Source organism: Corynebacterium kalinowskii (genome assembly GCF_009734385.1).
GTDB lineage: Bacteria > Actinomycetota > Actinomycetes > Mycobacteriales > Mycobacteriaceae > Corynebacterium > Corynebacterium kalinowskii.
In genome coordinates, this window is the sequence record NZ_CP046452.1 from 976,234 (window position 1) to 1,000,788 (window position 24,555).

25 protein-coding genes and 1 riboswitch are annotated in these 24,555 nt (G+C 58.8%); of the genes, 14 read left to right on the plus strand and 11 right to left on the minus strand.

The features are described from left to right. Positions 1-26 precede the first annotated feature (26 nt). The 5 genes from CKALI_RS04545 (at position 27) to thiC (ending at position 4,127) form a co-directional block, all read left to right on the plus strand. The gene (locus tag CKALI_RS04545; RefSeq protein WP_156192170.1) at positions 27-674 is read left to right on the plus strand and encodes an energy-coupling factor ABC transporter permease; all 648 of its coding nucleotides are present in this window, start codon (positions 27-29) and stop codon (positions 672-674) included. Next, positions 671-958 (plus strand): energy-coupling factor ABC transporter substrate-binding protein, encoded by a 288-nt coding sequence (locus tag CKALI_RS04550; protein WP_156192171.1) that lies wholly within the window; start codon positions 671-673, stop codon positions 956-958. The genes CKALI_RS04545 and CKALI_RS04550 overlap by 4 nt, the downstream gene beginning before the upstream one ends. Beyond that, positions 927-1,613 (plus strand): energy-coupling factor transporter transmembrane component T family protein, encoded by a 687-nt coding sequence (locus tag CKALI_RS04555; RefSeq protein WP_197079768.1) that lies wholly within the window; start codon positions 927-929, stop codon positions 1,611-1,613. The genes CKALI_RS04550 and CKALI_RS04555 overlap by 32 nt, the downstream gene beginning before the upstream one ends. After that, on the plus strand, positions 1,610-2,341 hold the full coding sequence (locus tag CKALI_RS04560; protein WP_156192173.1) for an energy-coupling factor ABC transporter ATP-binding protein: 732 nt from the start codon (positions 1,610-1,612) through the stop codon (positions 2,339-2,341). Before CKALI_RS04555 ends, CKALI_RS04560 begins: the two co-directional genes overlap by 4 nt. A 4-nt stretch (positions 2,342-2,345) precedes the next feature. Beyond that, positions 2,346-2,459, plus strand: a riboswitch (TPP riboswitch). Beyond that, a complete protein-coding gene (gene thiC, locus CKALI_RS04565) occupies positions 2,451-4,127 on the plus strand; it encodes a phosphomethylpyrimidine synthase ThiC (RefSeq protein ID WP_156192174.1) in 1,677 nt (558 codons plus the stop codon). (Overlaps the previous riboswitch by 9 nt.) 50 nt (positions 4,128-4,177) lie before the next feature. On the opposite strand, the gene CKALI_RS04570 is transcribed toward thiC, so the two are convergent. The 6 genes from CKALI_RS04570 to CKALI_RS04595 all read right to left on the minus strand — a co-directional run bounded on the left by CKALI_RS04570 (position 4,178) and on the right by CKALI_RS04595 (position 10,383). Next, the gene (locus tag CKALI_RS04570; protein WP_156192175.1) at positions 4,178-5,350 is read right to left on the minus strand and encodes an HNH endonuclease signature motif containing protein; all 1,173 of its coding nucleotides are present in this window, start codon (positions 5,348-5,350) and stop codon (positions 4,178-4,180) included. A gap of 102 nt (positions 5,351-5,452) precedes the next feature. Beyond that, positions 5,453-5,695: a hypothetical protein gene (locus CKALI_RS04575; protein ID WP_156192176.1), complete on the minus strand. Its 243-nt coding sequence runs from the start codon at positions 5,693-5,695 to the stop codon at positions 5,453-5,455. Next, positions 5,683-6,651: a serine hydrolase domain-containing protein gene (locus tag CKALI_RS04580; RefSeq protein ID WP_156192177.1), complete on the minus strand. Its 969-nt coding sequence runs from the start codon at positions 6,649-6,651 to the stop codon at positions 5,683-5,685. The genes CKALI_RS04575 and CKALI_RS04580 overlap by 13 nt, the downstream gene beginning before the upstream one ends. After that, positions 6,648-7,076 (minus strand): ArsR/SmtB family transcription factor, encoded by a 429-nt coding sequence (locus CKALI_RS04585; RefSeq protein ID WP_156192179.1) that lies wholly within the window; start codon positions 7,074-7,076, stop codon positions 6,648-6,650. Before CKALI_RS04585 ends, CKALI_RS04580 begins: the two co-directional genes overlap by 4 nt. Positions 7,077-7,115: 39 nt before the next feature. After that, positions 7,116-8,705 carry a hypothetical protein gene (locus CKALI_RS04590; protein WP_156192181.1) on the minus strand — a complete coding sequence of 530 codons (1,590 nt, stop codon included), beginning with the start codon at positions 8,703-8,705 and terminating at the stop codon, positions 7,116-7,118. Then, entirely contained in the window at positions 8,698-10,383 is a 1,686-nt protein-coding gene (locus CKALI_RS04595) for a hypothetical protein (RefSeq protein WP_156192183.1), read from the minus strand. Before CKALI_RS04595 ends, CKALI_RS04590 begins: the two co-directional genes overlap by 8 nt. Before the next feature lie 48 nt (positions 10,384-10,431). Here CKALI_RS04595 and mnmA point away from each other — a divergent pair, with 48 nt between their 5' ends. The 4 genes from mnmA to CKALI_RS04615 all read left to right on the plus strand — a co-directional run bounded on the left by mnmA (position 10,432) and on the right by CKALI_RS04615 (position 14,260). Then, positions 10,432-11,505: a tRNA 2-thiouridine(34) synthase MnmA gene (mnmA, locus tag CKALI_RS04600; protein WP_156192185.1), complete on the plus strand. Its 1,074-nt coding sequence runs from the start codon at positions 10,432-10,434 to the stop codon at positions 11,503-11,505. Continuing rightward, the gene (locus tag CKALI_RS04605) at positions 11,490-12,410 is read left to right on the plus strand and encodes a uroporphyrinogen decarboxylase/cobalamine-independent methonine synthase family protein (protein ID WP_156192186.1); all 921 of its coding nucleotides are present in this window, start codon (positions 11,490-11,492) and stop codon (positions 12,408-12,410) included. The genes mnmA and CKALI_RS04605 overlap by 16 nt, the downstream gene beginning before the upstream one ends. 66 nt (positions 12,411-12,476) lie before the next feature. Beyond that, the gene (locus CKALI_RS04610; protein ID WP_156192187.1) at positions 12,477-13,028 is read left to right on the plus strand and encodes a hypothetical protein; all 552 of its coding nucleotides are present in this window, start codon (positions 12,477-12,479) and stop codon (positions 13,026-13,028) included. A gap of 161 nt (positions 13,029-13,189) precedes the next feature. Further along, positions 13,190-14,260 carry a hypothetical protein gene (locus CKALI_RS04615; protein WP_156192188.1) on the plus strand — a complete coding sequence of 357 codons (1,071 nt, stop codon included), beginning with the start codon at positions 13,190-13,192 and terminating at the stop codon, positions 14,258-14,260. Positions 14,261-15,064: 804 nt separating this feature from the next. On the opposite strand, the gene CKALI_RS04620 is transcribed toward CKALI_RS04615, so the two are convergent. From CKALI_RS04620 to CKALI_RS04630, 3 genes are all read right to left on the minus strand, one after another. Next, the gene (locus CKALI_RS04620) at positions 15,065-15,589 is read right to left on the minus strand and encodes a carboxymuconolactone decarboxylase family protein (RefSeq protein ID WP_156192189.1); all 525 of its coding nucleotides are present in this window, start codon (positions 15,587-15,589) and stop codon (positions 15,065-15,067) included. A gap of 76 nt (positions 15,590-15,665) precedes the next feature. Continuing rightward, positions 15,666-16,262 carry a peroxiredoxin gene (locus CKALI_RS04625; protein WP_156192190.1) on the minus strand — a complete coding sequence of 199 codons (597 nt, stop codon included), beginning with the start codon at positions 16,260-16,262 and terminating at the stop codon, positions 15,666-15,668. A 185-nt stretch (positions 16,263-16,447) separates the two neighbouring features. Beyond that, entirely contained in the window at positions 16,448-17,119 is a 672-nt protein-coding gene (locus CKALI_RS04630; protein ID WP_156192191.1) for a 3'-5' exonuclease, read from the minus strand. A 66-nt stretch (positions 17,120-17,185) separates the two neighbouring features. Between CKALI_RS04630 and ligA the strand changes: the two genes are divergently transcribed. Further along, entirely contained in the window at positions 17,186-19,225 is a 2,040-nt protein-coding gene (gene ligA / locus CKALI_RS04635) for an NAD-dependent DNA ligase LigA (protein WP_156192193.1), read from the plus strand. On the opposite strand, the gene CKALI_RS04640 is transcribed toward ligA, so the two are convergent. Next, complete coding sequence (locus tag CKALI_RS04640) at positions 19,218-19,877, minus strand: ACT domain-containing protein (RefSeq protein WP_156192196.1); 660 nt, start codon at positions 19,875-19,877, stop codon at positions 19,218-19,220. The genes ligA and CKALI_RS04640 overlap by 8 nt on opposite strands. Positions 19,878-20,039: 162 nt before the next feature. On the opposite strand from CKALI_RS04640, the gene gatC reads away from it, so the two are divergent. From gatC to CKALI_RS04655, 3 genes are all read left to right on the plus strand, one after another. After that, positions 20,040-20,333: an Asp-tRNA(Asn)/Glu-tRNA(Gln) amidotransferase subunit GatC gene (gene gatC, locus CKALI_RS04645; protein ID WP_156192198.1), complete on the plus strand. Its 294-nt coding sequence runs from the start codon at positions 20,040-20,042 to the stop codon at positions 20,331-20,333. Positions 20,334-20,337: 4 nt separating this feature from the next. Further along, positions 20,338-21,828, plus strand: a complete 1,491-nt coding sequence (gene gatA, locus CKALI_RS04650; RefSeq protein WP_156192201.1) for an Asp-tRNA(Asn)/Glu-tRNA(Gln) amidotransferase subunit GatA — start codon at positions 20,338-20,340, stop codon at positions 21,826-21,828. Between the two features lie 141 nt (positions 21,829-21,969). Continuing rightward, complete coding sequence (locus tag CKALI_RS04655; RefSeq protein ID WP_156192204.1) at positions 21,970-23,022, plus strand: NAD(P)-dependent alcohol dehydrogenase; 1,053 nt, start codon at positions 21,970-21,972, stop codon at positions 23,020-23,022. Here CKALI_RS04655 and CKALI_RS04660 read toward each other — a convergent pair. Continuing rightward, positions 23,003-23,341 (minus strand): hypothetical protein, encoded by a 339-nt coding sequence (locus CKALI_RS04660; RefSeq protein ID WP_156192205.1) that lies wholly within the window; start codon positions 23,339-23,341, stop codon positions 23,003-23,005. The two genes, CKALI_RS04655 and CKALI_RS04660, sit on opposite strands and share 20 nt — an antisense overlap. A 21-nt stretch (positions 23,342-23,362) precedes the next feature. Between CKALI_RS04660 and CKALI_RS04665 the strand changes: the two genes are divergently transcribed. Beyond that, positions 23,363-24,553, plus strand: coding sequence for an MFS transporter (locus CKALI_RS04665; protein ID WP_156192206.1), 1,191 nt, complete (start codon positions 23,363-23,365; stop codon positions 24,551-24,553). The last annotated feature ends 2 nt before the right edge of the window (positions 24,554-24,555 follow it).

The following is a 24,555-nucleotide window of genomic DNA, read 5'->3' on the forward strand; positions in this document are numbered from 1 at the left end:
CGGACCCCGTGTCGAAAGTTGATCTCATGCATATCGCAGAGGGCTTTTTGCCCGTCACACACGCGGTAGGGTGGGCAGTTGTTGCTGCGCCCTTCGTGGTACACGGAGCTATTGCCGTGTCTAAACAAGTCAAAGAAAACCCGGAAACCAAGATGCTGCTCGGCGCAGCTGGAGCCTTCACTTTCGTGCTGTCCGCGCTGAAAATCCCATCAGTGACCGGTTCTTCCTCACATCCCACCGGCACGGGGCTAGGTGCGGTGATGTTCAAACCCCCGGTGATGGCGTTCATTTCCACGGTGGTGTTGCTCTTCCAAGCGCTGCTGCTCGCGCACGGTGGCATCACTACGTTGGGTGCCAATGTGTTTGCCATGGGCGTCGTGGGGCCGTGGGTGGCCTATGGAATGTGGCTGCTCACCCGTCGCATTAGTACTGATGTGGGCATATTTTGCGCAGCGTTCTTCGGTTGCCTGTCTACCTACGTAGTGACGGCGCTGCAACTGGCGTTCGCGCACCACTCCGGTGGGTTGCTCTCTTCCGCAGGCACGTTCCTGCTGCTGTACGCGCCGACGCAGCTGCCCCTTGCTGTGGTGGAAGCACTGGTCACCGTGGTGGTCTTCCGTTCCCTGTCTAAGATCGCCATTCCTGAACTGCGACTGCTGGGGGTACGGGCATGAAAAACTGGATGTTGATTGTGGCCGCGCTGGCCATTGCTGCGTTGCCACTGTGGTTTCTGGACTCCGATTTCGAAGGCTCTGATGCTGGCGCCGAAGCCGTCGTCTCCGAGCAAGCCCCAGACTATGAACCTTGGGCCGCGCCACTAGTCGGCGAGCTGCCTGGCGAAGTCGAGTCCGGCCTGTTTGCACTTCAAGCTGCGCTCGGTGGCGGTGTGCTTGGCTACGCCTTGGGGTTCTATCGCGGAAGGAACCGTGAATCCGATCGAGCAAGCAGCGGCAGCTAGCCGCTGGGCCCAGGTCAACGTAGGGGAGAAGCTGCTGTTCTTTGTCGGACTGCTGCTCCTCACCATCACGCTGCCGCCCGCCGCACTCGCACCCATTTTTGTGGTGCTGGTGGCGAGCGCAGTGTGGATTCGGGTTCCGCTGCGTCTGCTCGCGGTGCTCGTTGCTGCCCCGGCTGCGTTTATCGCGGTCGGGGTGGGCCCGCTCGTGTTCAACTTCAGCCCCAGTGGAATGGTGTATTTGGGCTGGTCAAACGCCGCGTATGTGGTAGCGCGTTCCATCGTCGCCATGACGGCCACGATGTTGCTGGCCTTAACGACGCCCCTTCCCGAACTCCTCGGATTCCTGCGCCTACCCGCTGCACTGTCCGAAGTGATTTCCCTGATGTACCGCTTCGTCGGTACCTTGTTACACACTGCGCTGGCGATGCGAGAAGCACAGGCGGCTCGCCTGGGACGGCTGACTATTGGTTCCGTGGGAATGCAGGCCTCTTCGTTATTTGTGTTGACCTTCATTCGTGCGCGGGCGTTGCAAGAAGGACTGGAGTTGCGGGGAGATCCGTCGTCGCTGGCCGTGGCGAAGGTCAAGCGTCCGGTTCGCTGGGGGTTTGTTGTTTTTAGTGTGGTGCTGTTCATCGTGATCTGGAGGCTGGCATGAAGCTAACCAATGTGTCTTTCAAGCACGAGGACTGGGTGCTGCGTGATGTGTCGCTGTCGGTGCCTACTGGATCGCGGTTGGCCGTGTTGGGCGCGAACGGCTCCGGAAAATCGACCCTGCTCAAACTCATGGCAGGGGCGTGGCAGCCCTATTCTGGGACGTTGGCGTTAAACGAACCCTACGACTATTCGCGTGCTGGGCGACGGGCTTTGCGCTCTCAAGTGCAGATGGTGCTCCAAGAGCCCGATGAGCAGCTGTTTGCGCCGACGGTGTACCAAGACGTTTCTTATGGTCCAGTGAATTTGGGGGTCGAGGACGTCGATAAGCGCGTGGCAGAGGCGATGGACCTGGCTGGGGTCGCGCACCTCGCGGACCGGGTGCCGCATCGGCTGTCCTATGGTCAACGCAAACTGGTCGCGCTGGCGGGCGTGCTGGCGATGCGGCCCTCCTATTTGCTTCTCGACGAGCCGACGGCGGGGCTGGATCCCTTGGCAGTGCGGTCGTTGCTCACCGTTTTGGATGCCTTGGAATGCACAGTCATTTTGACGACGCACGACGTTGATTTTGCTTGGGCGGTTGCCGACGAGATCGGGGTGTTGGCGGATGGTCGGTTGACGGTGGGGAAGTCGCAGCTGCTGCAACCGTCGGAGTTAGGCATGCCGTGGGCGCCCCTGGTATCGCAGAAACTCGGAAAACCCATTGCGCGGCCGGAAGATTTACTAGACTAGGGGAACCAATCGTCACGGGAGCAAAGCCGATTCTTTGCTGAGAGGACGCAACACTCGGAGCGTCGACCGTTTAACCTGTCCGGATAATGCCGGCGTAGGGAGGAACCTCATGCTTAAGTCTGCTTTGCCTGAAAATGGAACCGTTACCACCGGTCCGATTTATCGCAGTCACAAAATCTACAACGAGGTTCCCTTTGGTGACTTGACGCTCCGCATCCCAGCGCGACGCATCGATCTCACCACTGGGGAACATTTTGATGTGTATGACACGTCGGGAATCTACACTGCTGAGGATCCTGAATTGGATTTGGAGCGGGGCTTGGCTCCGGTTCGTACCTGGGAGCGTGCGGAGGCTGTGCCTGCTTCCGAAGAGAATCCATCGTTGAAGGTACAGACCCAGCTGGCGTGGGCGCGTGCCGGGGTGATTACCCCGGAGATGGCATTTTGTGCGGCACGTGAAGGTATGGCGCCGGAATTTGTGCGGGATGAGGTTGCCGCAGGTCGCGCCGTGATCTGTGCGAACAAGAATCACCCAGAGATTGAGCCGATGATCATCGGCAAAGCGTTCGCGGTGAAGATCAACGCGAACATCGGCAACTCTGCCGTGACCTCGTCTATTGCTGAAGAAGTAGAGAAGATGGTGTGGGCCACCCGTTGGGGCGCTGACACCATCATGGACTTGTCCACGGGCAAGGACATCCACGAGACCCGCGAGTGGATTCTGCGGAACTCCCCAGTGCCAGTGGGCACCGTGCCGATCTACCAGGCGCTGGAAAAGGTTAATGGTGATCCGACCCGCCTTACGTGGGAGATCTATCGCGAGACGATCATCGAGCAGTGCGAGCAGGGCGTCGACTATATGACCGTACATGCAGGTGTGCTGCTGCGCTACATCCCGCTGGCCGCAAACCGCGTTACGGGCATCGTCTCCCGCGGCGGCTCCATCATGGCGGCCTGGTGTTTGAAGGAACACCGCGAGTCCTTCCTGTATGAGAACTTTGCGGAACTGTGCGACATTCTCGCGCAGTATGATGTCACGTTCTCCCTGGGTGATGGCCTGCGTCCGGGATCCATTGCGGATGCGAACGACGAAGCTCAGCTTGCGGAGTTGAAGACTTTGGGCGAGCTGACCTTGATTGCCCGTTCCCGTGGTGTCCAGGTCATGATCGAAGGCCCCGGCCACGTGCCGATGCACAAGATTCCGGTCAACGTGGAGTGGGAAGAGGACTGGTGTCACGGCGCGCCGTTCTACACCCTGGGGCCCCTGGCTACCGATATCGCGCCCGGCTATGACCACATCACCTCCGCCATTGGCGCTGCGATGATCGCCCAGGCTGGTACTGCGATGCTCTGCTACGTCACTCCGAAGGAACACCTTGGCCTGCCCAACCGTGACGACGTCAAGGTTGGCGTGATCACCTACAAGATCGCTGCCCACGCCGCGGACCTGGCTAAGCAGCACCCGCGTGCGCAGGAACGTGACGATGCGCTGTCCAAGGCCCGCTTCGAATTCCGCTGGCATGACCAGTTCGCGTTGGCGTTGGATCCGGATACCGCGCTGGAGTATCACGATGAGACCCTACCGGCTGAACCTGCGAAGACCGCGCACTTCTGTTCGATGTGTGGCCCGAAGTTCTGCTCCATGCGTATTTCTCAGGACGTGCGTGACTACGCGGCTGAGCACGGGCTGGAGACGGTAGAAGCCCTGGAAGCCGGTATGAAGGAGAAGTCTGCTGAGTTCTCTGCTGCTGGTGACCGGGTGTATTTGCCGGTGGTGGAGAGCTAGCTACTAGCTGAGGGCATGCTAGCGGGACCGCTCCTTTCGGGGCAGGTTCGCTAGTTTTTGTCTATCAGGCGGCGGGCGTTGGAATGTCTGGCCCTGGGACTATTGTTTCTTCGCCGGTCTCCGGTGTCATCGACGTGGATCGGAACCCCGTTCAGAATCATCTTTATGTGGGCTTCGACCGCGCTGTCATCATTCCAACCGTGGTGTTTGGGGCACAAGGGTGCCAGGTTATCGATGCTGGTGGGGCCGCCGCGCGACCAAGGGGTCACATGGTGTGCTTCGCAGCGACTGAGTGGTGCATCGCAGCCCGGATAGGCGCAGCACCCATCTCGGGAGAACATTGCGAGGCGCTGGCGGAAAGTGGCTGATCTGCTAGCGGTCACGAGCGATTTCACGGCGCCGTTGTGGTCGTGGACGACGATGTAGTCGGTGATGCGGTGGCCGTCGAGAAGCTCAAGATCGTAGAGGGTGAGGTCGATGCCGACGTTGCTGCCAAAATTGGCTTGCCAATTGAATTCGTCTTCTTCGGTGACGCCGATGACGAGCGAGCAGTGGCCTACGGTGTCTTGGCGGGTTTGGGAAGCCCAGCGAAGGACTTGGAAGAGATTGTCGGCGTGGCGTTGGGCAACGGTGCGATTGTCATCCTTGCGGCGGTCGTCGGTGGCCTGTTCGATGCGCCATGCGTCATCCATGAGCGCCTTGAGTAGTGCTGCGTGAGCTGCGGGGGCGTAGCCATTGAAGGAACACCCGCCGTGTTCGTCTTGGTCGCGGAGTTGGAAGCGACGCTGGTTGTAGGCTTCGTGCGGGTCTTGGGCAAGGCGACGGTTTTCTTCCCGGACCAGCTCCTTGGCGTAGGCATGGGTGGCTTTGGGGGAGGACTCGGTAGCGGTTGCCGCAGCTAGGTCGTAGATTTCCTCGCGTCGAGAAGAAGCTGAACTCAGTTTCTCAAGAGCCGACAAAATGAGGTCCTGATGCTCGACGGGTACCTCTTTTGGCCACGGGTTGAGTGTGCGTCGGTGAATGCGACGGGCCTGGAAAGAGGACGCGCCCGCGCGTTCAATCTCATTCTTCTCACGCCCCGCAGCCATGTCAGTTTCGAGCCGAGCAACAAGTTCCTTGATTTCTAGCAAAACGGGGAAGTCTTCAAACGGCTCACCAAAGTCAACGGAGCGCTGTAACAGCTCCTTGACCGTAGTGAGTGTATGAAGTTCCCCGATGTTCATGCCTTCATTTTAGCCCACAGGAAATAGAACACAAGAGCTAAAAAGTAGCGAAATTCTAACGAATCGCCCCACCAAAAACAAACAGCAATTAGAGCACTTGTGTCACTCGCGCCCCTCAATCGGCCACAGTGAACGGTAAACCATAACACCAGCTAAAACCGCAATTATCCACCAAAGAAAAACTGGAACCGTAGCAAGCCAATCCACTCGACCCATGCATAAAAGCCACACGGCAAACACAATAAACAAGGCCGATGCAAAAGAACGCGTTTTCGAGAAAAGAATCTCGCAGGCAATCCACACCAGCGCCGCCAGCGGTAGCCCCCAACTGATTACTGCTGCCATTTCAGCATCTCCTTTCCGAGCTCATCCATTCGAGTGGTGGAGTTGTTGTTGACAAATGCTGCTCGCTGGCCGGTTGGGTCGAACACGAGCATCGTGCGGAAACCGCCCGTACTGCCGTTGTGAGATGCGCCGTAATCATCGTGCTTCCAGGCATACGATGGAACCCCAACGGAACGGACGTGCAAAGCAAATTTCGCCATGTCAAAAGCGGTAGACCGGATCGCTCCACACGGGGCGTACCCATCCATCTCCCAGTTCGCAGCCTCACGGCCCCGACCATTCAAGCCATGCGGTGCATCTGCGGCTTTGCCAACCGAGGCCACGTACGTTGAAGTCATGCCCAGCGGATCAAAGATGTCCTGCTGAACCATCTCTTCCCAGCTCCGGCCATCCTTTTCGGCAATGAGCTGTCCTAAGAGAGCGACGCCCAGGTTGGAGTAATTGCGCTCACCCTGGCCCTTTAAATCAGCCTTCAAAGCCATCTTAAAGATGTCCTCCCGCGTCACCGATCCATATGGGTTGCGCTCAATGAAAAGGGAAAGCGTGTCCAAACCGGGATTGCGTGGCAGGCCGGCCTCGTGGTTGGCGAGCTGCTCAAGGGTTGCAGAGCCAATCGGGGCACCGCGAGTGTCGATGATGTCAGAGACCTTGGTGTCCAGCCGTACGGTGCCCTTTTCGACGGCCTGTCGCAGCAATTCCGCCGTAAAAGTCTTGGTTACGGAGCCAATTTCAACTTCTGTGTGCTCATTGGCGCCGAGTCCGGCGAACACTGGCTGATCGCCGTCGAGGACGAAGGCGGTGACATTGTGGGCGCCACGTGGGGAGTTTTCAGCAAGAAAGGTTGCTAGTTGGGGATTGCCGGTTTGGGTGTCGGCAAGCTTTACGGGTTGGGGGCCGAAAATGACGAGTGCGGCGACGGTCGCTAGTCCTACAACGGTGGCCAGTGCTTTTCTCATGTGTTGTCCTCGCTAGCGGCGATGATCGTGAGTAGTGGGATGACGCGGGCAGGTGGGATCTCAAAGGTGCCGTGGATTTTGCGGACCCAGCCGGCAGATTGCAGCGCGCTGAGGTGGTGGTAGGCGGTGCCTGAGGAAGAAATACCGCTGTCCACCAGATCATTGACGCTGGCTGGACCTTCGAGGAGTCGGGCCAGGATGGCATGACGGATCGGATGGGCGAGCGCACTGACGCGCTCGAGGGATTCGAAAAAGGCGTCGCCGGTCAGATGGTCTGCCGGGCGGGTCCATGCGTATTGATAGGCGCGCCCCTCCAGCAGCACATCGCCCTGAAAGCTGATGATGCCATTCTCCAGTGACGGCTGCTGGGCCTCCAGTGCTGCTAGTCGACGTTCCAGGGCATCAATACGTTGCTCCAAATCCATAATTCTAAAAATGCAGAAAAATGAAATCGGGTGCAGTGTCTACAAAACGAATTGGCCGCCTGTCAGCGCCATCGAGGTCCAACCGGTTTCCGGCGTCCACTGATGCAGCTGCCCAGTAGTGAGCATCCGGATGCGCTCAGGGGTGGCGTCGAAGATCCGCTGCGCGCCTGTTCGCTCAAAAGAAGTCAGCAGCTCATCGACCCAAAACTCCACCGACCCAAAGTCGTGTTTCACCGACACTCCGCGGTAAGGCTCGATGAAGCGGTCAATCGCTGAATTTGCTAACGCCACCGGAGCCTCGCCCAGCGGGAATACCTCTCCGTTGATCACAGCCACCACCTGGTTTTCAGAGGCCAACTTCAGCAGCGGATCACGGCCAATTGGAGCAGCCAAAGAAACCCGATGGCTGAACTCGCCGGTACGTGCATCGTAGGCCTCAACCAGCGGGAACCCGACGGCAGCGATCCAAAGATACTTCTCATCCGCTGCCACATGCCCCGCCAGGACAACCTGTTCCGGAACCGGAGCCTCAGACAAGGGAACCGGAGTTGCATCCACGATGTATCCCTTCGTTTCCCAGCCGTTGGGGGAGTAATCGTTGAACTCATTCTCGGCCCTAGAAAGCTGCTGCAACACCACGTCATTCTCATCCGACACGACCGCATACAAGGACTCGATCCGCAGCCAGGTGCTCGTGCGGTCAAAGTCATAGGCCCACCACTTGAAATACCCCGCGAGGGTGACATCACCAGATATCGGACTGTCTGAGATGAGCTGTGCGCACCAGCCGTCGCCAAGCGCCAACCCCTGCCACCACGCTTCCTGCTTCTCGACGACCGGAGGCCGCCCATCATGACGGACCTGGCATCTCACTTCGCACTCCAACCCTTGGATCGGGCTGGAAGAAGTATGGAATCTCAGCGGCATCGCGGTGACATCGCCGACTGCCCAATCGACCTTGTGATACTCGAGTGCCGCCTTTGTCACGTGGATGCGGAGTCGGCCGTCGGCAAGCGGTGGCAGGTGGTCGATCGCGCCGGGAAGCGTGGGCGCAGGTTTGGGGCTGATGACATTGCCGAGGTCATCGCGGGGGACGGTGGGGCCGTCCCAGGTGGCGTCGAGGGAATCGAGGATCGTAATAGAGGTGGCCGCGATGCGGAAGTCGGGGTATTCGGCGGCCAAGACGATGCCGTATTCCTGATCAATATCAATGTGGAGGTGTTCGTCTATGAGTCGCCATGTAGGGCGCCCGATTACGCTGCCTTTACCGAGCAGATCGAATTTTTTGAGTCGAATCGGCCCCAGGAAAGGGTTCGGGTCTACCGAGGACACCAAGGTGCCCGAGGGGTAGTGGCCTGGGATGTCTTCGGCCCCGGTGCGCCCAAAGACCCACATCGACTCCCGGTTTCGGATAACCAGTGGCTTGTCGCCGCGGGTGACGGTGAGCAATCCGCGATCATCCGATCGGCTGATGGTGGTCCCGTTCAAGTCGGGGTTAAAAAGAACGGCGGGGCCAAAGAACATAAATTGTTCCGGAGGGCCAGGTGGTGTGCCGGTGACCTCGACGGTGACTTGGTACGTCACATATTCGGCCCGGGCATACAAGCGAGCCACATCTGCCTTATTCAAAAGATGCCTCCACAAAGGTCCAATCGCTGGTCGGTCGCCACTGCCAGATCTTCTGATCGGCGAGCACAACAAGGTGTTCGGGTGCACCGCGCATGATCCTTTCGATGGATCCCTCAAACGAAGTAATGAGCGAGCCGTCCGCAGGATCAAAGAAGCGGGAGTTGTCTTCCACACACTCCATGATGACGCTCTGGAACCGCTGGGCGTTCACCCAATCGATTCCGGCAAGCGGAGTAGTTTCTGAGCCCTCCGCAGTGAAAAACCGCACCTGATCACCCACAATCGTGACGATGAGGCCCGCAAACCAAAATGCATCAATTCGGATGAAGTTGCTGATTCCTACGGGAACGGGCTCAGGGGAGGTGAGCGGAACTTCGCCTACGCCGGCGATAACAAGCATCATCTGGTCGGTGTCGGTGACAGGATCCATGCGGTTGTACATCGCGATCCCGTCATCAAACTCCGTGAGCATCGGGTCTGACGTCTGCTTCTTGGGAGAAACAGAAAAAGTCTCCCCGGAGTGAAGCACATAGCTCTGATCTCCGAAGGCCATGACAACGCCCCGCGAGGGATCTTCTTTGAGTCTCCGATGCTGATCCAGTGGCGCGGGGACGTGCACCCGCCGCAGCAATTCGCCCGTCTCCAAGGAATAGGCGTCAACAGCTGGAATGTCGACGCATGCTGCCCATAGCACCTCATCGTCGGCCAGCATGTACCCGTAGCCTGGCTGCCACTGCACCAGAGGCGGGGGATCGACGCTGAACCCATCAATGATGAATTCCTCCGCCTTCCACCCACCCGCCGTAGGGACTGCAGAGGCATCGGCTACCGGAAGGTAGTGCTGCTCTTCAGAATCTGCATGCGACAGGACTGCATGGATCGCCGTGATCTCCACGTAAGTAACTGGGCAATGGAGATTGTCGCGGTCATAGAAGAATCCGGTCAGTTCCTGATCCCCGCGTCGCGGTTCGTTGGTGGAGTAGGTCGCGGTCCAGCCTCTGCTGATCAGCAAGCCGTGCCAGTTGGGGTTCGGTTCACCGCTATCAATATGCACCCAGCCGCGAACGGTCTGCTCGCATTGCGGGTGCCAAGCCTGGCCCGTGGAGAATTGCAGCGCGAGTGGCACGCGATTTCCTACCCGATACTCTTCAAGCTCGCCCTGCAGCTCGTGCCGGTTGGTGATCACCCGCAGCTCGGTGTCCAAGGCGGGCAGCGTATTGACGACCCGTCCCTCGAATTCCGCGGGCAACATGATCTTTCTGGTTGGCCCGGTCCACGTGGCATTCAAAGAACCGGGAAGGAGTTCGAAGGACGTCGATAAGAGCGAGGCCCGCGGTGACCGCAGCCCCAGCCGCACCCCGGTCTCTTTGTCCACGATGACAGACACGCGGGGCTCCATGACTAGCTCCAGCGCGAGGCGGCCGAGGAATTCGGTCTCCTTCGAGGTGTGTTCGCCGAGCTCTTCGTAGAAGTCGTCATCGTCCATCGCCAGGAGAGTGATGCCTTCCCAGGAGGGGAGACGAAAGCCCGGTTGGGCGAGCGGTAGATCCTCATCGAACCGCCACGTCACCGAGCCGTTATACCAATACCAATTCTTGCCACCGCGCGTGATGCGCACGTGCGAGCCGCAACGCTCGAGCACATAGTCGTCGAAAACCAGCCGGTAGTGGACATTCATGTCCCCAGGCTACCTTCGACTAAGCTAGTCCACCTGAAAGGGGAAAACATGCGAGTTCTTGCAGCAATGAGTGGTGGCGTCGATAGCGCGGTGGCGGCCGCCCGCGCCGTGGAGGCCGGTCACGATGTCGTCGGCGTGCACTTGGCGCTTTCCCGCGACCCGCAAGCAGTCCGCGAGTCAGCTCGTGGCTGCTGTTCGCTCGAAGACTCCGCCGATGCGCGTCGCGTCTGCGACAAGCTTGGCATCCCGTTTTATGTGTGGGACTTCTCGGATCGCTTCAAGGAAGACGTGATCGATGACTTCATCCAGTCTTACGAAGCCGGCGAAACCCCGAATCCCTGCCTGCGCTGCAACGAGAAGATCAAGTTCCGCGCCTTGCTGGAGCGCGCGATGGCTCTCGGCTTCGATGCCGTCGCCACGGGCCATTATGCCAAGATCATCGACGGGCACCTGCGTCGCGGCGATGATCCACAAAAGGACCAGTCCTACGTCCTCGGCGTGCTCACTCGCGAAGAGCTGGACCACTGCATGTTCCCGGTCGGGGACACTCCAAAGCCGCAGATCCGCGAAGAGGCCGCCAAGCATGGTTTTTCGGTGGCCAAGAAGCCGGACTCCTACGATATCTGTTTCATTCCCGATGGCAACACTCAGGCCTTCCTGGGCAAGCACATCGGTATGCGGCCGGGCCTGATCAAGGACCAAGACGGCACGGTGCTCAAGGAACACCAGGGTGTGCACGAGTTCACCATTGGCCAGCGTAAGGGGCTGGACATCAAGCAGCCCGCAGCCGATGGCAAGCCCCGCTATGTCACCGACATCAACGCTGCCACCGGCGAGGTCACCGTGGGTTCCCGCGCAGACTTGGCCGTGCGCACCATCGAGGCCGACCGACTGAAGGTCTTGCACCCTGCCATGACCGGCACCATTGAATGCCAGGTGCAGGTCCGCGCCCACGGCGAAGTCGTGCCATGCACGGCGCACATCCTCGAAGACCGCATGCGGCTCGAACTCCACGAACCCCTCGACGGCGTCGCGCGTGGCCAAGCCGCAGTCCTCTACCTGGCTGACGCAGACGGCGACATTGTGCTCGGCTCAGGGACGATCACATGCACCACGCGCTAGGACCGATGCCGGGCACCTCGCTTATCGACGCGGCCGATGTCCTCGCCGGTGAATGCCAGGTGCTACCCCTTCCGATTCTGCCCGCCCGTGGCCTAGGATCTGACCCGATTGGTCGAACTGCTGGACTCTTGCCATTCAACGTGGAGGCTGGCCCCCGAGCTTGGCAGTTGGTCAATCGACCACAATTAGTGACGCGCCGGGTTTGGGATCGCCTCGAAGAGGATCTTGACCTGTGCGAATCAGTGTGGGGCACCTCCGTCGAACAGTTGAAGGTGCAAGCTATTGGTCCTTGGACGTTGGCCGCTTCGCTCGAGCTAGCAAATGGGCATCGGGCCATCTCTGATCGCGGTGCCATGAAAGACATTCGAGAAGGATTGGCTTTTGGACTTTCTGAGCACGTCGCAGATGTACGTAAGCGCTTTTCCTGCGACGTGCTCACCCAAGTGGACGAGCCATTACTTGGTCCGGTCATGCGAGGTGAACTAAAGGGCGCCACCCAATGGGAAACCTTTCCGGCAATCCCAGAACCGGAACTATTGGACTGCGACATCTTGCATCTCGAGGAACCACTGTGGCAGCTTCGAGCACCCAAGGTCTTCCTGGATCGCGAGCACATCATTGGGACCGAGAACTTGGACGGTTTTGGTGCCTTGGTGTCCAGCGGTGTGGAGGTCGGCTTGGGCATCAAACCCGACAGAATTGACGAACTTGGCGAGCGTCCCCGAGCTGTTGCTGTTTCGTTAGCAAAGCTGTGGGATGAGCTTGGGCTGGATCGATTGCAATTACAATCAATTGACGTTTACCCAGTTCAGCTTGAAAAACTGGCGCTGGCGGACGCTGGTGCGGCTTTGGCCTTTGCGCGTAACGTTTCGGACATTTTGGCCCGAGACGCTGGGAATCTATAAGCGAGTTAACCTGAATTTAACTAGCGTGGAAACTCCATTCATTCGAAAGAGCTGAAGGAGTAGTACATGTCTACGATTAAGATCTCTGCAATTACACTCATTGCCGGCACGGGCCTGCTGCTGGGTTCCTGCTCCCAGGCCGAGCAGACCGCAAACGAGACTTCGGACAAGGCATCCTCCAAGGCTTCCGAAATCAAGGAAACCGTCCAGAAGGAAGTGTCCGAGCAGCGAACGCCAACTCCAGCCGAGGGCCCAGACCCTGTCTTGGCTGCAATCCAGGCGGTGCAGGGCGTAAACCCCGACGGTAAGATATCGGGAATCGACCGCCAGGATGACAGTGAAATCTACAGCATCGACGTGGCCGTTGGTGAAGAAGTCATCGAATACAACGTTCCGGCACAGGGCGAGGCAACCGAGAAGGAACGCGAAAAGGATGCCGCCGATGCAAAGGAAGCACAAGATGCTACCGTCACAATCGAAGATGCCATTAAACAGGCACAAGATCAGCACCCAAATACGCGCGTCGATGATGCGGAGCTCGAAGCGGGCAATTGGGAAATCAGCCTGGACGATGCCAACGGCAAGGATGTAGCTGACGTGAAGATCCCTGCGAAATAGTCCTTCGCGTAGCGCGACTCGATCGGGTGTGAGTTCTCCTGATCGAGTTTTCTGTTTCTGAACAGTTTTTCAGCTAAAACGGGGGTGTTTTCCCGCGAGCATCGTTGTCTAGTGGTTAGGTAAATAGTTGTAGCTGACTGTTGCCAACATTGGAGATTCTTGTGACGAACCCTTTCGAGCCTTCGGGAAACCAGAACCAGCCAAACAAGCCGGAATGGCCAGCATTCCCAGGGGCGCCAGAGCCGCAGGCAGCTCCTGAATCGCAGGCAGCTCCTGAATCGCAGCCACAGCAGCAGCCTTACCAACAACAGCCTTACCAACAACAGCCGTATCAACAACAGTCATATCAGCAGACCCCTCCGCCTCCTCAGGGCCAACCAGGTTTCCAGGCCGGCGGACAACCTGAGTTCCAGCAGCAGTACCAGCCTCAATTTGCCCAGCAACAGATGCCACAAATGAACCAGGGGCCAAAGAAGCCCAACATCTTAGGCATCATCGCGTTGGTCCTTGCCGTGCTTGGCACCGTCTTGGCCTGCATCAAGGCAGTGATGGCACTAGGTTGGATCGCACTACCGATCGCTTTCATCATGGGCATTGTTGCGCTGTTCATGAAGAATCAAGGAAAAGCGGCGGCGATTGCAGCCATTGTTATTTCGGTGGTCGGCACCATGGTCGCCGGTGCCATGGCTGTGTTCTTTGTGGCCAAAGACTTCGACGACGAACTCACGGGTGGCGAAACCGTGGTCTCGAACGGTGGATCCAAAAATGATCCCAAGGGGATTGTGGGTGGCAAGGATGAAAAGGGTCTATCCCGCGAGAACCCGCTGCCGGTCGGTTCTACCATTGAGAACAAGGATTGGATAGTGACGGTGAATTCCGTCGATCTGAACGCTGCTGCCAAGATCAAGGCTGAAAACGAATTCAATGACGATCCGAAGCCAGGCAATGTTCAAATCATGGCCAACTTGACCTACAAGTACAAGGGCAGCAAGCCTGAGGGCGAGTACCTGATTCCTATGGTGGAATACGTAACCACCTCGGGTAACAGCATCTCCTGGACTGATACCTTCCTCATGGCTCCTAATGAGTTGGAATCCGTAAACACAATGTATAACGGTGCCTCCGCGACAGGTAATATCCCGTTCGAGGTTCCTGCTGCTGACGTGGAGAAGGGCACCCTTGCAGTATCGCCAGGCTTCCTCGGTGATAAGCGCTTCTTCGCTGTGAATTGAGCCCTGTGAAGTAGCTCCTCATCGGTAGCAACGAAGGTCCTTTCGGCATCTGAGTGCATGGCAGCACTCGTTAGATGCGGGAAGGACCTTCGGCGTTCACCCGGATTTCGAGTTCGGCTGAAGTGGTGGAGTAGCTTTTCTTAGTCGACTAGTGTCACCCGATGTGCCCAGGAAGAGCTTGGGTTTGTCGAGTGGAACGTGGCGCCCACAGTGTTTTGTGAATCCACTTTCGCGCATATCAGCCCTCTCTGGTCCGAGCCTAAATAGCAGCGAAGTGCGTAAGGCTGGCCCGTAACTGGGCTGTTCACAGTAGTATCGGCGGAATAAGCGAAATTGCCGCTAGCGCCTTTCTTATTTTGATATGTCAGGGTGATGGCGGCATCGTACATGGCAGCGGCGAATTCACACGACGTTTGCGGGTAGGCATGAATCTGATCTCCTTGGGCGGAGATACCGCAATCACCACCCACTTGTCCTGCCTTGATTGCATGCTTGCTTGTTTCTGGGCTCGGTGTAGTTTCTGCAACCGTTGTGGCAAGTGAGGAAGCCTCAGATGGAATGGTCGATGAAATGGTTTCGACGACGACCACAGTCTCTTGCGGAGGAGCTACCTCAGCAGTCCCACATGAGGACAGTGGGAGCACGGCCAACAAAGTGAAGACTCTTAGTTTCATACCATCAGGATAAATACTTGCACGTCGCTCGGCATATCAATTGAATGAAATGATCAGGGATTACCCTGGAGCCACAAATAGTAAAAACTCACCGCATGTGGTGCGGTGAGTTTTTAGGTAAAGAGTAAAACTAGCGAGAAGCCTCGATCTGAACAGACTGTGCCACTGCGTTGACAACAGCGCCGATCTTGACTGCTTCCCAGACCTGCTCCTTGGTCAGGCCTTCAGCCTTCACGGTCTCAGCGTGGGACACGAGGCAAGCCTCGCAGCCGTTCATTGCGGAAACGGTGATGGACCACAGTTCGAAGTTGGCCTTCTCCACGCCTGGGTTGGAGATGATGTTCATGCGCAGGCCCATCTTGACGTTGGTGTAGTCGTCGCCCAGCATGTGGCGGGAGCGGTACGCAACGTTGTTCATGGCCATGACGGTGGCGGCACCGAAGGCTGCTTCCATAGCTTCCGCAGAGAGGTGGCTCTTTGCTTCGTCGACGATCTCGGAGATGACGGTGTCGTTCTTGGTTGCGGCAGCTGCAGCAACGAGGGAGCCCCAGAGCTGCTCCTCGTTGAGCTCGGTGGAGCGGGTGAGGGAGCCGATGTTCAGCTTCTGGTCCTTGGCGTACTCAGGGAGAGCGGACTTCAGGTTATCGATAGACATGTGTGATCCTTCAAAAATGAGTTTTGGGTAAAAGAGTGCCCCGCAGCCAAGATCGACGGCGGGGCAAGAGGGGATCCTAGTTCAGGGATTCCTTGACAACCTCGAGCTTGTCGATGTTCTTGGTTGGGTCATTCTTCTGCCAGTTGCAGGCACAGACCTCTTCGGACTGCAGTGCGTCGAGGACGCGCAGGACCTCGTCAACGTTGCGGCCGACAGCGTCTGGGGTGACGGAGACGAACTGAATAACGCCGTCTGGGTCGATGATGAAGGTAGCGCGGTCGGCAACGCCGTCTGCGTTCTCAACACCCAGGGCGCGGATCAGGTCGTGGCGCACGTCAGCGAACATTGGGAAAGGAACGGTCTTCAGCTCTGGGTGGGTTGCACGCCAGTTGAAGTGGGAGTACTCGTTGTCGGTGGAACCGCCGAGCACGACCGTGTCGCGATCGTCGAACTCTTCGTTCAGCTTGCCAAAGGCAGCGATCTCGGTAGGGCAAACAAAGGTGAAGTCCTTAGGGTAGAAGAAGACGATCTTCCACTTGCCCTCGTACTTGTCCAGGGAAACTTCCTCGAAGTAATCCTCTGGGGACTGAGCGTTAACCTCGTGGAGGTCGCCGCCCTTAAGCGCGGTCAGCTTGAACTCTGGGAACTGCTCGCCAACGGTCATGATTGCCATGTGTGGTCTCCTCGTTTGAAGTGTGTTACCGGAGCATGTGCTCGGTACTAAACGCCATTATGCCCGCGAATCTGCAGCCCGGCAAGAGTTTAAAGTTTTGGGTGTATTAATTAATGATAGGGAAAGGCTATCTAGTGGGCTGACCTGCACTGAAAAGTATCCACTATCAAAATGAGAATGGGTGATTAGCTTTGCATTGGCCAGGAGAGATTGACGTCGCTACTGTCCGAACCCTTGCCCTCCAAATAGCGTTTGAAACTCTCCTGAGCACGGTAATAGCCCACCGCTTGGAATTCCATCAGCTCATCAACAGGCATCTTCTCTAGCTCAGGCCACTGGCGCACCTGCTTCCACGCGATGCGCGCCGCAGCCAGGGCATCGGAGGTCGCCTCGTGGGCCGTGTCTAATTTGACGTCGTAAAGCGCGCATAGGTCCGTAAGGGTGCGCTTTCCCTTGCGGTACGGATCTTTGAGCTTATCGACGACAAAGGGGTCAAATACCGGTCCCGTCACCACAAACCCTGGACGCAGCTGGCCCAGGACAGTGAGGTCATAGGAAGCGTTGAAGACGATCAGGGTAAGGCCGTCCTTCCACCCCTGCTGGATCGCGGCGATGGTTGCATCTAGCACCTCATCGTGTGGTTTGCCGTGCTCGCGGGCGTATTCGGTGGTGATGCCGTGCACCTTTTGGGCGCCTTCGGGGATCTCAACGCCCGGGTCGGCAAGCATTTCCTGGGCGTCTACATCGCGTCCCTGGATGCGCACCAGCGCGGAGGTGACGATGCGAGCTTCGAAAGGATTCGCAGAAGTAGTCTCGAGGTCGAAGGAGAGCATGCGCTGCGGGCTAAACGTATCCATGCCCAAAACTCTAGACCGACCTCCGGACACGGGTGCCCCCAACCGTTCGAAGTACAATCGGTGACCGTGACTGATATTCATGCCCAGCTGCGCAAACAATGGAATGATCTCGCCGAAGAAGTTCGTCGCCACCGCGACCTCTACTACAACGGCACCCCGGAAATCCCGGACGCGGATTTTGACCAACTCTTCCAGAAACTGCAGCAACTCGAGGCCGAGCACCCGGAACTCGCCGTTCCTGATTCGCCGACCATGGAGGTTGGTGCCCCCGTTGAGCTGACCTCGAGCTTCGCCAACGTCGAGCACCTCGAGCGCATGATGAGCCTGGATAATGTCTTTGACGAAGGCGAGCTCCGCGACTGGCTCACCCGAACCCCAGCAAAGACGTACCTCACTGAGCTCAAGATTGACGGGCTCTCCATCGACCTGATTTACCGCAATGGACGCTTTGAGCGTGCCGCCACCCGCGGTGACGGCCGGGTGGGGGAGGATGTCACCGAAAATGCCCGCGTCATTAAGGACATTCCCGATCAGCTGATTAGCAGCGAGCAATACCCGATCCCAGAGCTACTCGAAGTACGTGGTGAAGTCTTCATTGCGGTCGAGGACTTTTCCGAGGTCAACGCGCTTCGTGTGGCCGAAGGTGGCAAACCGTTCGCCAACCCTCGCAACGCTGCCGCTGGTTCGCTGCGTCAGAAGAACCCGGAGGATGTGAAGAAGCGTCGCCTGCGCATGATTTGCCACGGCATCGGCGCCCTCGAAGGCTTTGCGCCGGCCAGCCAGCACGATGCCTACCTCGCGCTCAAGGCGTGGGGGTTGCCCGTTTCTGAGTACACGGAATCCGTCACGACGGCCGATGAAGTCGTGGCGAAGGTGAAGTACTGGGAAAACCATCGGCACGACGCGGTCCACGAGATGGACGGGCTCGTTGTCAAAGTCGATGACATCGCTTCCCAGCGCGCACTCGGCGCCACCGCACGCGCCCCACGCTGGGCAATCGCGTACAAGTACCCGCCTGAGGAGGTCACCACCAAGCTGCTGGACATCCAGGTCGGTGTCGGACGCACCGGCCGCGTGACACCGTTCGCCGTGATGGAACCCGTTTTCGTCGCGGGATCCACCGTCTCGATGGCCACGCTGCACAACCCAGGTGAGGTCAAACGCAAGGGCGTGCTCATCGGCGATACCGTGGTCATCCGCAAGGCGGGCGAAATTATCCCTGAGGTGCTTGGACCCATCGTCGAAAAGCGCGACGGCAGCGAACGCGAGTACGTCTTCCCAAGCAACTGCCCGGAATGCGACGCAGTGTTGGCACCATCCAAGGAAGGCGACGCAGACTGGCGCTGCCCCAACACCCGTTCCTGCCCTGGTCAGCTCGGCGCGCGACTGACCTATCTCGCCGGCCGTGGCGCCTTCGACATCGAGGCGCTGGGGGAGAAGGGCGCCCACGACCTCATCCGCTCGGGCGTGCTTATCGACGAAGCGGAGCTGTTCAATCTCAGCGAGGAAGATCTGGCCCGGACCAGCGTCTACGTGACCAAAGCGGGCGCAGTGAATGCCTCGGGCAAGAAGCTGCTCAAAAACCTTGCCGAAGCAAAGAAAGCTGACCTTTGGCGAGTCCTCGTGGCACTATCCATCCGACACGTTGGCCCCACCGCTGCCCGGGCCTTGGCTACTCGCTACCGCTCCATGGCTGCGCTGCGCTCGGCGACGGTTGAAGACCTCGCCACCACCGAAGGCGTGGGCGCCATCATTGCGCAATCGTTCAAGGATTGGTTCGACGTGGAGTGGCACCGCACCATCGTGGAAACCTGGGCCAACGCGGGTGTGACTATGGAAGACTCCGTAGTAGATCTCCCAGAACAAGTACTGGAAGGCCTGACCATCGTGGTCACTGGAACCCTGGAGGGCTTCAGCCGAGACTCCGCCAAGGAAGCCATCGTCTCCCGTGGCGGCAAGGCTTCCGGATCGGTGTCGAAGAAAACCGATTACGTAGTCGCCGGTGAAAACGCCGGTTCTAAGGAAACCAAGGCACGCGAGCTTGGCGTGCCGGTGCTCACTGAAGCACAGTTCGTGCAGCTGCTAGAGACCGGACAACTTACCTAAGGATCGCGCCGACGATCCCGCAGAGCGCACCGATCTGCTCGACTTCGGTGGCCAAGAAATCTGGGCCACCAGGTCGGCCGACGACCAGCATCATGCCGGTGGCGCCGATGGGGGCGGCGCAGAGGGAGGCGTCGAGAAGCCGCCAGGATTCTGGCACCCAGGTTTCTTCTTCACGCAGAACTCGGGCGCTCGTGACATCCGCATGCGGTGGGTTCGTGCCGTCATCCTCGGGAGCTGCGCTGGAGCCTGCGATCCGGGACATTGCCTCTCCGTTGTCCAGCACAATCGCCCAACCTGAGGTCATAGTTCGGGGCAGAACGTCGACGAAGTCGGCCATCGCCTTGTCCCGATTGCGGTGGTGTGAGGCCACGGCTGCCAGCATTTCGATCTGTCCGCGTCGATCAACGACGCCAGAGAACGGGCGGATGGAGTCGACGATGACTCCCGGCAGGGCTTGAGCGGCGGTAATGATGGAGTCTGGCAGCGTGCCCTGCGGCAACGAGACCACAATGTCGTCGGTGACTTCTCCGTCAGAAGAGACTTCCACGATGTCCACGGATTCGATGTTGCCCGCGATGGAACCCAAAGCGTCGGCTAGTCGGCCGAGGCTGCCGGGAGTATCGGGGATCATGACACGGATGAGGTATGACATCGGTTTACGCCTTTCATGGGGGCATCTTTCTCAATATATAACGCGCGTCACTGACATTTAGTTCCACTTAGCCCGGTTTAAACCCCCTCTACCCAGTTCAGCTAGACTTTTCGGGTAGCGTTTAGAGAAGCAATCAAAGCCCAATCGAATGGAGTAACACTCGTGCCTGAAATTTCGCGCGAAGAGGTCGCTCACCTGGCAAAACTTTCCAGGCTTGCCCTTAGCGATGAAGAACTGGACATCTACGCAGAACAGATTGACAGCATCGTCGCCAATGTCAGCGCCGTCGGCAAGGTCGCTGCGGAAGGCGTGAAGCCAATGAGCCACCCACACGACATCGAAACGCGCATGCGCCCCGATGTAGTGGAAAAGACCCTGACCGCTGAGCAAGCACTCGACCAGGCACCAGAAGCAGCCGAGCAGCGCTTCGTTGTCCCACAGATCCTGGGGGAATAAGGACATGAACAAATACTTGGTTGGAGCCGAGAACTCCAATGAATTGACCTCGATGACCGCAGCCGACCTCGCGAACAAGATTCACTCGCGCGAAGTGTCCTCAGTCGAAGTTACCCAGGCTCACCTGGATCGTATTGGCGACATCGATGGCGATCTGCACGCGTTCCTCCACGTGGGCACTGAGCAGGCGTTGGCTGCGGCGGAGGACGTCGATAAGCGCATTGCAGCGGGAGACATTCCGTCTGCACTCGCCGGTGTCCCGCTGGCATTGAAAGATGCGCTGACCACCACCGATGCCCCAACTACCGCGGCATCGAAGATCCTCGAGGGCTACATGAGCCCTTACGATGCCACCGTCACGGCCAAGATCCGCGCCGCTGGCATCCCGATCCTGGGCAAGACCAACATGGACGAGTTCGCTATGGGATCGTCCACCGAAAACTCCGCATTCGGCCCTACCAAAAACCCGTGGGACATCGAGCGCACCCCAGGCGGCTCCGGCGGCGGTACCTCTGCAGCCATCGCCTCTGGTGAAGCACCACTCGGCATCGGCACCGACACCGGCGGCTCCATCCGTCAGCCGGCCGCTTTGACCAACACCGTGGGCGTGAAGCCGACCTACGGCACCGTCTCCCGTTATGGCCTCATCGCCTGCGCATCCTCTCTGGACCAAGTCGGGCCGACCGCCCGCACGGTCCTTGACACCGCGCTGCTGCATGAAGTGATCGCAGGACACGACAAGTTCGATGCCACCTCCGTGGACCGCCCGATTGCGCCGGTCGTTGCAGCAGCCCGCGAAGGCGCTTCCGGAGATCTGAAGGGCGTTCGCGTCGGCGTGGTCAAGCAATTTGATCGCGAAGGCTGGCAGCCAGGCGTGCTCGAGGCTTTCCATGCCTCCGTCGCGCAGCTCAAGGAGCAGGGCGCCGAGGTTGTCGAGGTTGACTGCCCGCACTTCGACGACGCCCTCGCCGCGTACTACCTCATCCTCCCGTGTGAAGTTTCCTCGAACCTCGCGCGTTTCGACGGCATGCGCTACGGCCTGCGTGTCGGTGACGACGGCACCCGTTCCGCCGACGAAGTGATGGCCCTGTCCCGCGCCGAAGGCTTTGGGCCTGAGGTCAAGCGCCGCATCATCCTCGGCACCTACGCACTGTCCGTCGGCTACTACGACGCGTACTACCTGCAGGCACAGCGCGTGCGTACTCTCATCGCACAGGACTTTGCCCAGGCATACGAAAAGTGCGACGTCCTGGTTGCTCCGACGACTCCGACCACTGCTTTCAAGCTCGGTGAGAAGGTCTCCGACCCGATGGCGATGTACAACTTCGACTTGTGCACCCTGCCGCTGAACCTTGCCGGACTGTGTGGCATGTCCGTCCCAGCTGGCCTGGCCTCTGATACCCAGTTGCCGACCGGCTTGCAGATCATGGCACCTGCCTTTGCCGATGATCGTCTGTACCGCGTTGGCGCGGCCTTTGAGGCTGGCCGCGGATAAGAGTTCAGCTTGACTAGCGCCCCCTTTTGCCTTTGGCGAAGGGGGGCGTTTTGGCTGCCGACTGCGAGTTCGTCCGCCCGGATTATGTTGAAAACAATTGCAAATATGCAGCATAAGGGAGGCGAATCTACACTGGCCTCCATGAGTATTGAGACCAAAGTCCTACAGAAAACCAGCCCGGACGCACCATTTGAGATCGCGACCATCCAGCGCCGCGATCCACGCGAAGACGATGTTGTCATCGCTATCAAGGCCGCTGGCATCTGCCACTCTGACATCCACACCATCCGCAACGAGTGGGGCGAGGCGCACTTCCCGCTGACCGTCGGCCACGAGATCGCTGGTGTCGTCGAAGCAGTGGGCAGCAAGGTTACTAAGTGGCAGGTCGGCGATCGCGTCGGCGTCGGCTGCCTGGTCAACTCTTGCGGTGAGTGCGAGCAGTGTCAGGCCGGATTCGAGAACCACTGCTTGAACGGCGCCGTGGGCACCTACAATTCCGAAGACGTGGACGGCACCATCACCCAGGGTGGCTACGCCCAGAAGGTCGTGGTGAACGAGAACTTCGTGTGCCGCATCCCAGACGAACTCGACTTCGACGTTGCAGCTCCGCTGCTGTGTGCAGGTATCACTACGTACTCGCCGCTGGCAGCGTGGAAGGTGGAGAAGGGCCAGAAGGTGGCCGTGCTCGGCCTCGGCGGCCTAGGCCACATGGGCGTGCAAATCGCCGCTGCTAAGGGAGCCGACGTCACCGTGCTTTCCCGCAGCCTGAAGAAGGCCGAGAAGGCCAAGGAACTGGGTGCTGTGCGCACCTTGGCGACGACCGAGGAGGGCTTCTTCAAGGAGCACCGCGGTGAATTCGACTTCATCCTGAACACCATCAGTGCGAACATCGACCTGGATGCTTACCTCCGTTTGCTCAAGCCTCGCGGAGTCATGGCAGTGGTTGGTTTGCCACCTGAGCAGCAGAAGCTTGGTTTCGGCTCGCTCATCATGGGATCCAAGGTCCTCACGGGCTCCAACATCGGTGGCATCCGCGAGACCCAGGAGATGCTGGACTTCTGCGCGGAGCACGGCTTCGGCGCTCACATCGAAAAGATCGGCGTGAATGACGTAGACGCCGCCTACGACCGTGTGGTCGCGGGCGACGTCCAGTTCCGCTTCGTTATCGATACTGCTACTTTTGAGCAGGCTTAATATCTGACAGCACGCACGCGGCGCCTGCTGCCACGGTGGTCACAGCGATCACCGATGGCCAGGCGCCGATTTTCTTTGCCAGTGGGTGAGAGGCGCCGAACGCGCCCAGGTAGGTGGCGGTCAGCGCCGCGGTGGTCACCGGGCCTTGCTTAGCCAACCAGGTGCGCCCTGCCCACAGCCCGGCGGCAGCGAGAACGACACCGCCGAGTGGCCGAATGCCAGTTTCGCGAGCGGTGAGCCAGCCACCAATGAGACCTGCGCCGATGATGGACGCGGTGTTGACGTCAGTTGCCTTTTTGATCTGAATTGCTTTACCCATGCTTCGTAGCATACTGGACTTATGAGAATCGTTTCGGGCATTTACCTGGCCTCTGCGGGTGCGTCAATGCTGGGTAATGCCGTATCGCACATTGCCTGGCCATGGCTGGTGCTGAACCGGACCGGGGATCCCGCAGCAGCAGGCATCGTGGCCACGGCGGTGGCGATTCCGAGCCTGATCATCGCGATCGTTGGCGGTCAGCTGGTAGACAAAGTGGGTCGCAAGCCGGTTTCCATTCTGTCCGATTTGATCTCCGGCGCGTCAGTGGCGGCGTTGATCCTCGTCGATCAAAATTTCGGCGCCACCTTGGGATGGTTCATCGCGTTGGGCATCATCGGTGCGGTGGGTGATGTCCCCGGAATGGCGGCGCGCAACGCACTAATCACCGACGTTTCGCGAACTTCGGGTGTCACGGTGGACAAACTCTCCGCGGCCCTGCAGGCCTTGACCGGCATCACTTTCTTGCTTGGTCCGGCGCTGGCGGGCGTACTGATGTCCCTGGTTTCGATCGAGCTCGTGTTGTGGATTACCGCTGCGTGTTCGTTCCTCGCCGCCGCTTTCACCATGCTGCTGCGAATCACCCACGCGGCGGTCGATCCGACAGAAGATGTCTTCCGCGGTTGGCGGGCGTGGGGCAGCATTGTTCAGCGCCCGGAGATCAAGCTGTTTGTCTGGGTCGCGCTTACTTCGGGGCTCATGGTCAGCCCGTTGTTGCTGGTGCTGCTGCCGGCGCACTTCGAGAGCGTCGATAAGCCCCTCATGCTCGGGCTCGCGATGTCGGCCTTTGCGGTGGGCATGATCGTGGCGGGCGGGCTGGTGGGTTGGTTGGGCACCGCTTATCGACGCCGCGTGTGGGGCCTGTCTATGGCCCTGTTTTCGCTCGCATTCTTTGGCACAGCGTTCTTGTCCAACCAATGGGCAGTGCTGTTGGGAATGGCAGCCGCAGGTTTGGCCAGCGGATTGTTTGGGCCGGTGCATACCTTGACCATCACTGAGGTCACCAGCGAGCAAGTCCGTGGCCGAGCCTTCTCCTTGTTCACCGCTATCAATCTGTTTGTTTCACCCATTGGGCTGTCGCTCACCACGCTTGCGCTGAAGTTTCACACCATCTATTGGCTGGCAGTGGCATTGTTTGTGTTCTGGGCACCGATCTCGATGTGGGCGATCTGGAAGGGCTACAAGGTACTGCCGCACTATAAAGAGCCCGCGTAGTA